At 62.4% G+C, this 13,620-nt stretch carries 11 protein-coding genes; 6 read left to right on the plus strand and 5 right to left on the minus strand.

Annotation, left to right across the window (positions count from 1 at the left end; all coding sequences use genetic code 11):
• The first annotated feature begins 45 nt into the window (after positions 1-45).
• Both carB and ABR989_RS08610 read left to right on the plus strand, forming a co-directional pair.
• Positions 46-3,252 carry a carbamoyl-phosphate synthase large subunit gene (gene carB / locus ABR989_RS08605; protein ID WP_428127576.1) on the plus strand — a complete coding sequence of 1,069 codons (3,207 nt, stop codon included), beginning with the start codon at positions 46-48 and terminating at the stop codon, positions 3,250-3,252.
• The gene (locus ABR989_RS08610) at positions 3,249-5,339 is read left to right on the plus strand and encodes an ATP-dependent DNA helicase RecG (protein WP_428127578.1); all 2,091 of its coding nucleotides are present in this window, start codon (positions 3,249-3,251) and stop codon (positions 5,337-5,339) included. The genes carB and ABR989_RS08610 overlap by 4 nt, the downstream gene beginning before the upstream one ends.
• 9 nt (positions 5,340-5,348) lie before the next feature.
• Here the strand turns inward: ABR989_RS08610 and ABR989_RS08615 are convergent, their stop codons facing one another.
• Entirely contained in the window at positions 5,349-6,689 is a 1,341-nt protein-coding gene (locus tag ABR989_RS08615) for a hypothetical protein (protein ID WP_428127580.1), read from the minus strand.
• Entirely contained in the window at positions 6,686-7,327 is a 642-nt protein-coding gene (locus tag ABR989_RS08620; RefSeq protein WP_428127582.1) for a septal ring lytic transglycosylase RlpA family protein, read from the minus strand. The genes ABR989_RS08615 and ABR989_RS08620 overlap by 4 nt, the downstream gene beginning before the upstream one ends.
• Positions 7,328-7,528: 201 nt before the next feature.
• On the opposite strand from ABR989_RS08620, the gene ABR989_RS08625 reads away from it, so the two are divergent.
• The 4 genes from ABR989_RS08625 (at position 7,529) to ABR989_RS08640 (ending at position 10,739) form a co-directional block, all read left to right on the plus strand.
• Complete coding sequence (locus ABR989_RS08625) at positions 7,529-8,689, plus strand: deoxyguanosinetriphosphate triphosphohydrolase (protein ID WP_428127583.1); 1,161 nt, start codon at positions 7,529-7,531, stop codon at positions 8,687-8,689.
• The gene (locus ABR989_RS08630) at positions 8,676-9,317 is read left to right on the plus strand and encodes a tetratricopeptide repeat protein (RefSeq protein WP_428127584.1); all 642 of its coding nucleotides are present in this window, start codon (positions 8,676-8,678) and stop codon (positions 9,315-9,317) included. Before ABR989_RS08625 ends, ABR989_RS08630 begins: the two co-directional genes overlap by 14 nt.
• A gap of 53 nt (positions 9,318-9,370) precedes the next feature.
• Positions 9,371-9,694, plus strand: coding sequence for an EthD domain-containing protein (locus tag ABR989_RS08635; RefSeq protein WP_428127723.1), 324 nt, complete (start codon positions 9,371-9,373; stop codon positions 9,692-9,694).
• A gap of 70 nt (positions 9,695-9,764) precedes the next feature.
• Positions 9,765-10,739, plus strand: a complete 975-nt coding sequence (locus ABR989_RS08640) for a DsbA family protein (RefSeq protein WP_428127586.1) — start codon at positions 9,765-9,767, stop codon at positions 10,737-10,739.
• Here the strand turns inward: ABR989_RS08640 and ABR989_RS08645 are convergent.
• From ABR989_RS08645 to ABR989_RS08655, 3 genes are all read right to left on the minus strand, one after another.
• Positions 10,736-11,473: a tetratricopeptide repeat protein gene (locus ABR989_RS08645; RefSeq protein WP_428127587.1), complete on the minus strand. Its 738-nt coding sequence runs from the start codon at positions 11,471-11,473 to the stop codon at positions 10,736-10,738. The genes ABR989_RS08640 and ABR989_RS08645 overlap by 4 nt on opposite strands.
• A gap of 58 nt (positions 11,474-11,531) precedes the next feature.
• Complete coding sequence (locus tag ABR989_RS08650; protein WP_428127589.1) at positions 11,532-12,065, minus strand: bifunctional nuclease family protein; 534 nt, start codon at positions 12,063-12,065, stop codon at positions 11,532-11,534.
• Positions 12,066-12,205: 140 nt separating this feature from the next.
• Positions 12,206-13,618 (minus strand): vWA domain-containing protein, encoded by a 1,413-nt coding sequence (locus ABR989_RS08655; RefSeq protein ID WP_428127591.1) that lies wholly within the window; start codon positions 13,616-13,618, stop codon positions 12,206-12,208.
• Between the last annotated feature and the right edge of the window lie 2 nt (positions 13,619-13,620).

A 13,620-nucleotide genomic window follows, 5' to 3' on the forward strand; every position in this document is an offset into this window, starting at 1 on the left:
CAACGCATCGACTCGATCCAAGTTCGACATATCGGGACTACCAAGTTGCCGCTTCGTAAAGATTTGAAATCGGTGTTGCTGATTGGCTCGGGGCCAATCGTCATCGGGCAGGCGTGCGAGTTCGATTACTCGGGCACGCAGGCGGTCAAAGCGCTGCGCGAGGAAGGGCTGAGACTCGTCCTGGTCAATTCGAACCCGGCGACGATAATGACCGATCCGGACCTGGCGGATCGCACCTATATAGAGCCGATGACCGTGGCGGTGCTGACGAAGATCATCGAGCGCGAGCGTCCGGACGCGATCCTGCCGACGGTCGGCGGGCAGACCGCGCTGAACCTGGCGATAGAGCTTGCGGAGGCGGGCGTACTCGATCGATTCAAGTGCGAACTTATCGGGGCGAAGCTCGGGGCGATCAAGAAGGCCGAGGATCGCGACCTGTTCAAGCAGGCGATGTTGAAGATCGGGCTCGAGGTGCCGCGTTCCGCCATTGCGCATTCGGCGGCCGACGGCGAGCGGGTGCTGGGCGAGCTTGGCCTGCCGGTGATCATCCGGCCGTCGCGAACGCTGGGCGGAACGGGAGGTTCGATCGCGCGCGAACTCGACGACTATCGCGCCAAGGTGGCGTACGGACTCGAACAATCGCCGAGCCACGAAGTGCTGATCGAGCAATCGGTCGAAGGGTGGAAGGAATTCGAGCTCGAAGTAATGCGCGACATGGCGGACAACGTCGTGATCATCTGCTCGATCGAGAATCTGGATCCGATGGGCGTGCACACGGGCGATTCGATAACGGTCGCACCCGCGCAGACGCTGACCGACAAGGAATACCAGATCATGCGCGACGCGGCGATTCGAATCATCCGCGAAATCGGCGTCGATACGGGCGGATCGAACATCCAGTTTGCGATCGAACCGGGCACGGGACGGATGGTCGTGATCGAGATGAACCCGCGCGTGTCGCGGAGTTCGGCGCTGGCGTCGAAGGCAACGGGATTTCCAATCGCAAAGATCGCGGCGCGGCTGGCAGTGGGCTACCGCCTTGACGAGATTCCCAACGATATCACGCGCATGACGCCGTCGTGTTTCGAGCCGACGATCGACTATGTGGTGACCAAGATTCCGCGCTTCACGTTCGAGAAGTTTCGCGGCGCGGCCGACGAGCTGGGGCCGCAAATGAAGTCGGTCGGCGAGGCGATGGCGATAGGGCGGACCTTCAAGGAGTCGCTGCAGAAGGCGCTCCGCTCGCTCGAAATCGGATCGCACGGGCTGGAGAGCGGCCTCTCAAAGCCGCCGAACGCTCTTGCGACGGCGCAAATCCGCGCTCAAGTCGCGACCGCGAGCAGCCATCGCTTGTACCATCTGGCGGACGCTTTACGGCTGGGGATAACGCGGGCGGAAGTTTACCAGTTGACCAAAATCGACCCGTGGTTTATCGACGCAGTCGCGGAACTGGTGGCGGAGGAAAAGCGCGTCGCGCGCGAGCCGCTCGGCGCATCGTACTTCCGGGAGTTCAAGCCGATGGGATTTTCCGATCGGCGGATCGCGGAACTGCGCGGGGTCGATGAGGCGGCGGTGGCGTCGGCGCGGCGCGAAGCGGGAGTGACCCCGGTTTTCAAATCGGTGGACACCTGCGGCGCGGAATTCGAGGCGTTCACGCCCTACCTCTACTCGACTTACGAAGGCGAGGACGAGGCGCCGCCCACCGCGCGCAAAAAGGTGATCATCCTGGGCGGCGGGCCGAACCGGATAGGGCAGGGCATCGAGTTCGACTACTGCTGCGTGCACGCGAGCATGGCGCTCAAAGAGGGCGGCTTCGAAACGATCATGGTGAACTGCAACCCCGAGACGGTTTCGACCGATTATGACATCTCGGATCGCCTGTACTTCGAGCCGCTGACGTTCGAGGACGTGATGGCGATTGCGGAGCGCGAGAAGCCGGTCGGCGTAATCGTGCAGTTCGGCGGGCAGACGCCGCTCAAGCTCGCCGTGCCGCTGGAGCGGGCGGGCGTGCCGATTCTCGGGACGAGTCCCGACGCGATAGACCGCGCGGAGGATCGCGAGCGATTCAACGCGATGGTCGCGCGGCTCGGGCTGCGCCAGCCCGACGGAGTGTTGGCACGCGGGCTGGAGGATGCGATCGCGGGCGCATCCAAGGTCGGATACCCGGTACTGATCCGGCCGTCGTACGTGCTGGGCGGACGCGCGATGGAGGTGATCCCGAACGAAGAGGAGTTGCGCCGATACGTGACGCAGGCTCTGCAAGCCTCCGAGCGCCATCCGCTGTTGATCGATCGCTACCTGCAAGGCGCTATCGAAGTGGATGTGGACGCGATCGCCGACGGCGAGACGGTCGTGGTCGGCGGAATAATGGAGCACGTCGAGCACGCCGGGATTCATTCGGGCGACAGCGCGTGCGCGATCCCACCGACGACGCTGAGCGCCGCAATCCAGCAGGAGCTGATCGCGCAAACCGAAATGCTGGCGCGCGAACTCGGCGTGATCGGGCTGATCAATATTCAGTACGCGATCTATTGCGGCGAAGTTTTTATCCTGGAAGTCAATCCGCGCGCGTCGCGCACGATCCCGTTCGTCAGCAAAGCGATCGGCGTGCCTCTGGCGAAGTATGCCGCGCTCGTGATGGCCGGGAAGAAGCTCAGCGAGATTGGGTTCACGACGCAACGCGTGCCGACCCACGTCGCGGTCAAGGAGTCGGTGTTTCCGTTCGGGAGATTCCCGGGCGTCGATACGATTCTGGGACCGGAGATGAAATCGACCGGCGAAGTGATGGGAATCGACACGACCTTCGCGATGGCGTTTGCCAAGGCGGAGCTGGCGGCGGGGTCGAATCTACCGGATGGCGGGTTGGTGTTCATCAGCGTCCGCGACGAAGACAAGCGACACCTCGAGCCGATAGCGCGCGGGCTGGTTGTGATGGGATTCGATCTGATCGCGACGCGCGGGACCGCGAATCATATTCGAAATCTCGGGCTCAAGTGCGAACGCGTCAACAAGGTGCTCGAAGGCAGCCCGCATATAGTGGATGTGATGAAGGATGGGCGCGTCGCGATGGTCGTCAACACGCCGGACGCGAGCGGCACGAAGGATTCGTTCTCGATTCGGCGCACCGCGCTGGAACTTCGCCTGCCGTATTTCACGACGATGGCGGGAGCGAAGGCGGCGGTCGAAGGAATCTTCGCGCTCAAGCACGAACCCTTCGAGGTGCGCGCGCTGCAGGATTACCATCACGCGTGAAACGTGCGCTTGGAATCGGGAGCCCCGTTGCGGCGATGCCGGGGATCGGCCCGAAGCGCGCGGCGGCTCTGGAAGCGCGCGGGATCGCGACCGCGGGCGACCTCATCTTTCATCTGCCGGCGCGTTACCAGGACTGGCGCGAGCGCACGCCGGCTGAAGATCTGCGCGCCGGGAGCATCGTCGTCGTCGAAGGCGACCTTGGCAAGATTTCCGAGCGGCCGATGCGCGGTTCGCGGTGGCGCCGGCTCGCGTCGGGATGGCTCAACGTGGGCGGGAGGCAGATTCGGGTCGTATGGTTCAACCTGCCCGCTTACATGCGCGGCTATCTTCCGGGCGGCGAGCGCGTGTTGGTCCGCGGGCGAGTGGCGGCGGGACTCGACGGCGGAATCGAGATAGTCCAACCGGAGTTGCATCCGCTGTCGGATGGCGAGCCGAAAGGAATCCGTCCGGTTTACCGTATCCCTTCGATTGTAGGGCAACGGCTGTTCGCGAGCCTGGTGGCGCGCGCGCTCGGCGAGACGGGCGACTCGATCCGCGGATCGATCCCCGACGAAGTGCGCGGCGAAGTGCCGACGGTTCGCGACGCGCTCAGCTACATTCACGATCCGCCGCCCGATGCCGACTTCGACGCCCTGGCGAACGGAGAATCGCGCGGCCATCTGGCGCTCGCATTCGATGAACTGTTCGCGTTCGAGTTGGCGCTTTCGATTGAACGCATCCGCAGCGCGCGCCGCGCCGGAATAGCGCTCGATGGATCGCGCGATCTCAGTCAGCGGATGACGGATGAGCTGCCGTTCAAGCTGACGGGATCGCAGTCGCGTGCGATAGAGGAAATCGGCGCCGATCTGGCGCGGCCGAATCAGATGAACCGGATGCTGATGGGCGATGTCGGCAGCGGCAAGACGATTGTTGCGTTCTGGGCAATGATCCGGGCGGTCGAATGCGGGCATCAGGCGGCGATGATGGCGCCGACGGAACTGCTCGCCGAGCAGCACTGGCGCGGCTTCGCGCGCGTGTGCGGGCGGCTGGGCATAAAGAGCGCGATCCTCACGGGGAGCGTGACGGGTGCGGCGCGTAACAAGACTTTGCGCGGGCTTTCAAGCGGCGAAATCGGCGTCGTGTTCGGAACGCATGCGCTGATACAGGAGCGGGTGCTAATGCGCAGACTCGCGCTCGGCGTGATCGACGAGCAGCATCGATTCGGCGTTTTCGATCGCGCGAAGATGAAAGCATTGGGGCCGAAGGCAAATCTGCTGATGATGACGGCGACGCCGATTCCGAGAAGCCTGGCGATGAGCCTGTTCGCGAATCTCGACGTATCGTTTCTCGACGAGCTGCCGGCGGGGCGCACGCCGATCGCGACCGAGATTTACACTGAGGACGATATCGCGCGCGTGCATGAGGAGCTGCGCGCCGAGATAGGCGGCGGCGGACGCGCGTACTACGTCGTACCGTTCATCGATGGCGACGAAGACGAAGCCAAGTCGGTATCCGCCACGGCGGCGCGCCTTAAGAAGGACGCTATCCCCGGCGCGAGAGTCGGCACGATGCACGGCAGGATGGTGACTGCGGAAAAAGATCGCGCGATGCGTGAATTTCGCGACGGCGCGATCGACGTCCTGGTCTGCACGACGGTGGTCGAAGTGGGAATCGACGTGCCCGAGGCGACCATAATCGTGGTGGTCGCGGCGGAACGTTACGGCCTTGCGCAATTGCATCAGCTGCGCGGCAGGGTGGGGCGCGGCGAGAAGCCGTCGCGATGCTGCCTGGTGGCGTCGAGCGACGCGGACGAACCGGCGCTGGAGCGCCTGGCGGTCATGCGCGAAAGCATGACCGGCGCGGAGGTCGCGGAGGCCGACTTGCGGCTGCGCGGTCCGGGCGATTTGCTCGGCGCGCGGCAGACCGGGGCGCTGCCGCTGCGCTTCGTTCATCTAATTCGCGACCATCGCACGATCGAACGCGCGCGCAAGATGGCTGACGACTGGATCCGGCGCGATCCGTCGCTGGCGAGCCGCGAATCGGAAGGCGCGCGGGCGGCGGTCAAGAAAATGCTGGCGCTCGGGTTCAGTCTCGGCGACGTAGGGTAGGGCGGCGCCCTATTGAGCGGCGGACCTAGCGGAGGGTTCGATGCGCGCGGTTACGCCGCCTGATTCGATCGCGCTGGCGTTCCAAATGGCAGGCGCGAGAGTGTCGAAATAGTTCGCGCCCTGTCCGATCACGACCAGCACCGCCTTGGAGCGGGTATCGATGCGATGCGGGGTGGAGTCGCCCAGCAAGCGATCGAGCAAGGTCTGATAGACGGCGGCGAAGTGGCGGGCAGTCTGCTGGTCGCTGAACGCGAGCATCCAGATCACGTTCACGCCGCGGCTCTCTTGCAGGATGATCATGCGGTCCGCGATCCATCGCGAGGCGAGTCCGACTTCGATGGATTGTTTGCCCAGATTGCGCTCCAGGATGACGCGCAGGAGCAGCTCGCCGTAGGTATCGTCGTCGGCTTTTTTCCAGCCGCTCATGATCCGGTCGTAGCCGGCGAGCTCGATTCGCGGCTGGGGCGCGGCGCTGTCGAAGTAGAGCGCGGGATGCAGAATCTGGTGGCTCGACTGCGGCGGGTTGCGATAGAGCGCATCAACGCCAGGCCATCCACCGCGGCGATAAGCCGCGGCGACGAAGCGGACGCCCTCGGAATACTGGAACAACAGCGGAGCGCTGAGGCCCTCGGGCGTGCCGGGCGCCTCGGCGGCGAGCGCTTGCGGGAGGTTCTTGAGATTGTCGGCGAGGGCGTCGGCGGTGCTGTTGTCCATCCGGCCCAGCGCGTAGGCGAACCCGGCAATGGTCGCATCGCCTTCTGCGACGGACTTTAGCGCGAGCGCGCGATCGTCGTCGTCCTTCACTTTGTCGAGGCTCGATTCGAGATCGAAATTCTGATCCTGGAGCGCATGCGTCAGTTCATGCGCGAGCAGCATCTCGCCAACGACGTCGCGCTGAATCATGAACTGAGCCGCGCTGTTCCAGGTGCCAATATCGGCGCCGCCTTCGACCAGAACCATTTCCTTGCCATGCGGATCGTAAAAGCCCGCCACCTGGCTCTTGAGCAGCTTGAGCGACTCGGCCTTGAGATCGATACGCGAGGGAAAGAGGCCGGTGAGCGCGCCCGCGACGGCGTCGACCTGGATCTGGTTGTCGGTGTAGTCGCGCATCAGGTCGGCCTCCATCATGGCCTCGGCCTCGTCCGGGGATTTGACGACGAGCGGAACCGGTTGCTTGAAGCGAAGCTGGCGAAGATCCTGTATGCCGGTCTCGATCTTTTCGGCCTGCTGTGAATTAATCCGGCCGCCGTTGACGAGCGAGTAGGCGCATCCCCAGAGAAAGATCAGGGTGGTGACAGCGCAGATTGGCCACCAGAGCCGTCGTGCGAAGTAGGTGGCGCGGCTGGTCATTCGGTGACGATCACGACTGGAAGTCCAAAACGGGCGGAATCGGATGCGCGCGCCTCGGCTGCGGAGCGAGTCGCGAATGCGCCCATACGTACACGGTAGTAGCGGCGATGGTCGGCATCAAGCCGATCGACATGAACGTCGGCGTAGTAGGCGGCCAATTTGCTTCGCAGCTGCTCGGCGTTCCGTTGCTCGGAAAATGAACCTACCTGGACGAAATAGCGCAGCGGCGCGCCAACTTCGCGAGAGCCGGCCGGCTTGCTGATCAGCGAAATACGAACCCGCGCGGTACCGTGGTTGAGCATACCGATAATGCGCGCCGCCTTTTCCGAGAGATCGATCTTGCGGCCCTTCAGGAACGGTCCACGGTCCGTAATCGTCACTTCGACGGAAAGGCCGTTGTCGAGATTCGTGACCATCACGCGGCTACCCAACGGAAACGCGATGGAGGCCGCGGTAAGTTCCTTCTGGTCGTAAATCGAGCCGGCCGAGGTTTTGTGACCGTGGAATCCCGGCCCGTACCATGAGGCCATCCCGACTACCTGGGGCGTCGGAGTTGGCTGCGGTACAGCAGGCGCGGGGGGAGGACTCGGGACTTGGGCGGGACGGGAAAGCGAGCAGGCGGCGAAAAGCGCGCTCATTGCGATCGTCAGAGCGATCCGGCGGATGGCGCCGTGGTTTCGAATGCCAGACACGTCAACAACCCTCGTCTGATTATAAGAACCCGGCATGCGCGGCATAAGACCGCACCATGTTGACCGATGTCGACTGAGACGCTTCGAGAGCCGTCGATAGCGTGGTAGCATCTCGGATGTTTAACGCAACCGCTGGATAAGGGCGCGATGCTGCGGACGAGGCAGGACCTGGAGGAAATAGAGTCGCACACGCTGGCGCCGTATGCGATGGCGTCGCGGGCCAGTCGCGGCCGTCGCTTTGCCGAACCCGAACATCGGATTCGCACTGTCTTTGCGCGCGACCGCGATCGCGTTATCCATTCGGCCGCGTTTCGCCGCCTCGAATATAAAACCCAGGTCTTTGTTAATCACGAGGGCGATTACTACCGCACACGGCTGACGCATACGCTCGAGGCCGCGCAAATTGCGCGCACAGTAGCGCGGGCGCTGGGTCTCAACGAGGAACTTGCGGAGGCGGTAGCTCTGGCGCACGACCTGGGGCATACGCCGTTCGGCCACGCCGGCGAGAAAGTGCTCAACGAGCTGATGACACCGTACGGCGGCTTCGATCACAACGCGCAGAGCTTGCGCACCGTGGACTGGATCGAGATCCGGTACCCGAATTTTCGCGGACTCAATCTGAGCTTCGAGGTCCGGGAGGGAATCATCAAGCATTCGCACTTCCAGGATCGTCCGGAAGCGCAAGAGTTTGACGCGAGCACATACCCATGCCTCGAAGCGCAAATCGTCGATCTGGCGGACGAAATCGCATACCTGGCGCACGACGTTGACGACGGGTTGAAGGCGCAGATGCTGACGGTCGACGAGCTTAATCAGTCGGCGCTGTTCAGAGAATCGGCGGCGGCGGCGCGCGACGCGGATCCCCGGGCCGAGATTCGCGTGATCCGCTATCAGACGGTCATCAGGATGATTGACGCGATGTCCACCGATTTGATGATCAACCTCGCCGGCGAGCTGGAGCGCAACAAGATCCGCAGCGTCGAGGACGTGCGCAACGCGGGGATGGCGCTGGCGTGTTTCGGCGCCGCGATGGGCGCGAAGGTCGGGGAAATCAAGCAGGTCATGCGCGATCGCCTGTATCGGCATTACAGGGTCAGCCGAATGACCGAGAAAGCGGGCAGGGTGGTGGCGCGGCTTTTCGAAACCTACATGACCGAGCCGTGCCAGATGCCCGAGCACGTGGTCGCGCGCGCGGAGCGCTACGGCGAGCCGATTTCGCGTGCGGTGGCGGACTACATAGCCGGCATGACGGACCGCTTCGCGCTCGACGAATATCGCAAACTCTTCGATCCCAATGAGCGCGTCTGACGGACAGAAGCCGCCGAGAAGGATGCACGCGCGGCGATCGCTCGTGATCCGGCGAAACGATCACATCGGCGACCCCGTGGGGCTGGCATTCCTCGAGTCGCCGGAAACCAACGGCGATGCGGTTCTCGAGCGGCTGCGCGAATACCTGGGCGACAAGCTGAAACTCGTCAAGGCGGAAGTATCGCACGGCGAGATCACCGTGGAAGTCGAATCGCGGGGATGGGCCGAGGAGGGCGCGCGGATGGCCACCGCCGCGCGCGACCTATATCAGAAGGGAGCGAGGCGCGCGGCGCTGTCGATGTATCGCGATGCGCTCGAACTCGACCCGCTGAACGCGGAGGCGATTTTGAGACTCGGCTTTGCGCTTGCCGAGCAGGAAAAATTTGCGGAAGCGTTCGCCGCGCTCAAGCGCGCGCGTGAGTTTGGCGCCGACGGCGTCGAGCTGCTGATCGCGATGGGGCGATGCGCGGCGGGCTTGGAGCGAGGCGCCAATGCGGTTGCGTACTACGAAGAAGCGTTGAAGATAGAACCGCGCAATTTCGTAGCGCGCAGGGCGTTGCACGCGCTGGGCCGCAAACCCGCAACGCCAGGGAAGGAATCTGGCGCTGTACGGAGCGGTCGCGATTAGCTAGAACTGTGCCAAATTCGCTTTTCACTGTTCACTAGGAGCATTCATTGGCAATGGTCAAGATCGTCTATTGCATCAGCAAGCTGCCGGGTATGAGCAACGAGGAATTTCATCGTTACTGGCGCGACATCCACGGTCCGATCGCGGGCATGATTCCAGGCTGCCGCAAGTACGTTCAGAGCCACACGATTCATCGCGCGCTCGGGGGGCGCGAGCCTTCGTTCGACGGCGTCGCGGAGTTGTGGTTCGATGATTGGAAGGCGCTGGAGACTGCGATGGCGAGCAAGGAAGTCGCAGCCGCGCTCGAAGACGAACGCAAGTTCATCGATCATTCGCGCACGGCGTTTTTCATCGCCGAAGAGCATCACGTAATCTGAGCCGGATAAATGCTCGAAACGGGGAGCGTTGGAGTACTTAATGATTTCAGGCGTTTTTCGATTTTCAGGCATGTATCGTAGTTTACATAATACTTCTTATGCGAAGCTGCGCTACGGCAGAAAGATAGTAGCCATAGCCGCGTTCGTTGGCGCCGTGCTGTTGTCCGGCGTCGGGAGCTCGGTGCTCGCACAGAACGGGCGGGCGGCCTCCCCTGCCGGCGCCGCCGCGTTCGCCACAGATCCCGCACGCGACGCCGTGTTGAAGAGCTATCTGCAGAAGCACTTCAAGATTCCCAATCCCGCACTAATCGAGCTGGGCCCTGCTTTCAGGACGCGGTTTGACGGACTGCTCGCACGGCAACTGGTCGTGAGCAATGAGCAGGGACAGAGGGTCACCACCACGCTGTTTTTCGACAAAAATGAGGACAAGGCGATCATCGGCCAGTTTATCGACGTCGGTACGGAGCCGTGGGGACGGGTTAATATGGGCGCCGTGAGCCTGGACGATCGGCCGATGCTGGGACCGGCAGACGCTCCGGTGACGATCGTTGAGTTTGCCGACTTCGAATGCCCGTTCTGCGCACACGCGTTCAGCATGCTCGAGACCCTGGTCAACACGACATACAAGGGCAAGGTGAAGGCAATTTACAAAAATTACCCGCTCAACGCGCATCTGTGGGCGATCAAGGCCGCGGAAGCGGCCGAGTGCGCGCGGCTGCAGAACCCGGCGGCGTTTTGGGACTTCGCACGCTACTTCTACACCAACCAGGGTTCGATCAACCCGGAGAATCTGCAGCAGCATGTGGACAAGCTGGTCAACTCTCAGAAGCTCGACCGGCCTTCACTGAAGGCGTGCATGGACAATCCGCAGACCGAGGCTCGCGTGAAGCAGGATCAGCTTGACGGCAACTCGGTTCAAGTCACGTCGACGCCGACCTTTTTCGTCAACGGAATACCGGTAGTGGGATTGCCCGACGGGAAAATCCTGGAATTCGTGATCGACTCGGAGCTCGGGGAGAAGCCGCCGTCGGCCAGCGCGCACTAGTGAACGGCGACAGGTTGCGGGCCAGCCGCCGCTGCTGAAGGCGGCGGCAGCTCGGCGGGTGCACCGAGCAGCGCCAGCGATTCCATTACGTCTTGGCGCTGCTGCGCGAACGGATGGGCGGCGAGGAAGCCGCGATAGGCGGCGATCGCGCCCTGCTTGTCGCCCGATTTCGCGAGCATCCGCGCCACGCCCAGCTCCGCCCTCGCCTGCTCCGGCCCCGGATCGGCCGCGGCCTGTTGATAGGCGCCTGCCGCTTTCTTCCAATCCGCCATTCGCTCGTAAACCACCGCGAGGTTCGTCAGCGCGAGACTGCGGAACAGCGGGTCACGCTCTTCGGCGAGAAATGCAACGAGCGAATCGCGCGCGTCCGCGAGGTCGCCATCGGCCAGATATGCGCTCGCCATGTAAAACCGCGCCAGGCGTCCAAGCCGGCGGCCCGGCTCTTCATCGGCGAGCTGCTTGAACTGCGTTTCGGCGGGGTTGTTCTGGCCGGCTTTGAGCGCGGTGATCGCGTCATAGAACCGGGCCGACGCAATATTGTCGCGATGGCGCTCGTAGTAGTACACGCCAACGGCGATCGCTCCGATAAGCACAACGACTGCGGTTGAGATCAGCACCTGGGTGAGATTGTTGACCAGGAAATCGCGCGCGCTATCGACCAGCGTCGTGAGCTCGTCGGGCGCCCTGAGTTCCTTTTGGGTTATTTTTTTCCGGCGATGGGTAGTCGGCGGCATCGAATGCTCCAGCGGGCGCCGCCCGGCAGAGGATCAGAGGAGTTTAGCGCGCTCGCGGCTACATCTTGTATTTGAAATCCTCGGGCGACATCCGCTCGAGAATCTCGGACCATTTGTCGCGCGACACACCGGCGAGGTTCTGATCCGAAGTCTGCTGTTCGCCCTGGGATTCGTGGAGCTCGCTGGAAGCTTCGAGCACTTTCTTGGCCACATAGATGGGCGACTTGGTGCGCAGGGCCAGGGCGATGGCGTCGCTCGGCCGCGAATCCATTTCGAGCGCCTTACCGTCGCGCGTCTTGACCCGAATCCGCGCGAAGTAGGTGTTTTCGCGCAACTCCGTGATCTCGGCCGACTCGACTGTCGCGCCGAGATCGGCCAGCAGATTGCGCAGCAGGTCGTGCGTCATCGGGCGTTGCGGCTTGATCCCTTCGAGCTCGGTGGCCATCGCGGTGGCCTCGAGCGGACCGACCCAGATATGCAGGTTGAGCTTGTTGTCGGGATCCTTCAGGACGACGATGGGCATCTTGGTCGAAGGGTCGAGCGTGATCCCGCCTACAATCATCAAAATGAAGTCTTCCCTGTGACCGGCCATAGACGGGCTCACCAACTGTTTCTCCTCAAGCGCGCGCGGCTTCAAGTCGAAATCCCGCGCATCGCCTGGAGAAAATATCTTGGCCCAAAGACGCCGTGTGGTCAACCGAACAAGCCGCGCAGCTGCGAGGATCGAGTCCCTCAGCCTGCGACCAAGCGATCGACCACCCGATAAAGCTGGTTGAGATTGCGGCACTCTTCCACCAGGTCGCAGTGCGCGGCGTAGCGATCCATTTCGCTGTCGCCGAAGCCCCAGGTATTGCGGCTTTCAGGATTAAGCCAGATCACTTTTTTGGCGCGCTGGCGGATTTCACGCAAGCACCAATCGTGCGGCAGATTGTAATTGTTGCGCGCGTCGCCGAGCACGATGACGGTGGTGCGCTTGTTGACGGCGCCCAGATGATCGGTGACGAAGTTGCGGAACGCATAGCCGAAATTCGAGTGGGCATACACGTTGATGATATCGCCCGTGAGCGCGACGTCGAGCGCCTCCTTGGCGTCATTGTTGCGAAAGCACTCGGTTACTTCTCCGATGTCGGCGACGAAGATGAAGCTGCGCACGCGCGAATAGAGATCCTGCAGCGAGTAAACGAACTGCAGCATGAAGCGCGACGCGTTGCGCACCGAATCCGAAACGTCGCACAGGATTACGACCTGCGGTTTCTCTTTCTTGCGCTTCTCGAAGCGGAGCTTGAACGGAACGCCGCCGTATTTGAGGTTCTGGCGAAGGGTGCGCTTGATGTCGAAGCGGCCCTTCTTGGAACGCTTGCGGCGCACGGTGATCACGTTTTTGAGGCGCTGCGCGAGGCGCGTCACCGCCTCGTTCATTTTCTTGAGTTCTTCTTCGGTCAGGTAATAGAAACTCTTCTCGCCGATCTGGTTGAGGCGCTGATCTTCCTTCTGCTTGATGTCGCGTTTCTCGCGCTCCATCCGGACGTAGCGGCGGATGATGTCGTCGAGCGCCTTGAGGCGGCGCTCGAGATATTCTTCCATTTTTGCCTTGAGCTCGGAGCCGATGTCCATCTTCTCGAGCTGCTCGCGCAGTTCCTTGATCTCGGCTTCGATCTTATCGAGGCCGAGCTGGCGAGCGAGCGCGCGCGCAAAGTAGTTCTCCTCGATCGTGCGCTCGATCCCATTGAGCTTGACGGCGCGCGAGGCCTCGCGGATTTTACGCTCCATCTCGCCCGAGTTGTTCTGCAGCAATTGCCTGGCAAGCTCGGAGAGATTCTTGCCTTCTTTCTGAAGCATCTTCTCGACTTGATCGAGGAATTTCTGAAATTCCTGATCCGACATCGAGAGCGCGTTCTGCACGGCCTGGCTCGCCTGCTTGATAATCTCGCCGAGGCCGGAAAAGTAGATATCGAACAGTTCTTCGAACACGGGCAATTCGCTGGCCCGCTTGACCATCGTGGCCCGTAGCGCGGCGCGAAACGCATCGCGCTCGCTCAGTCCGGTGACTTCGGAAGCGCTGAATGCGTCGAGCGTTTCCGCCAGTGAGACGCGCACGCCGTTCTCGCGCAACAGGTTGGCAAATTCTACCAGCTTCTCTTGCATCG

This window comes from Binatus soli (SeqCode), from assembly GCF_050015535.1.
Classification (GTDB): domain Bacteria; phylum Desulfobacterota; class Binatia; order Binatales; family Binataceae; genus Binatus; species Binatus soli.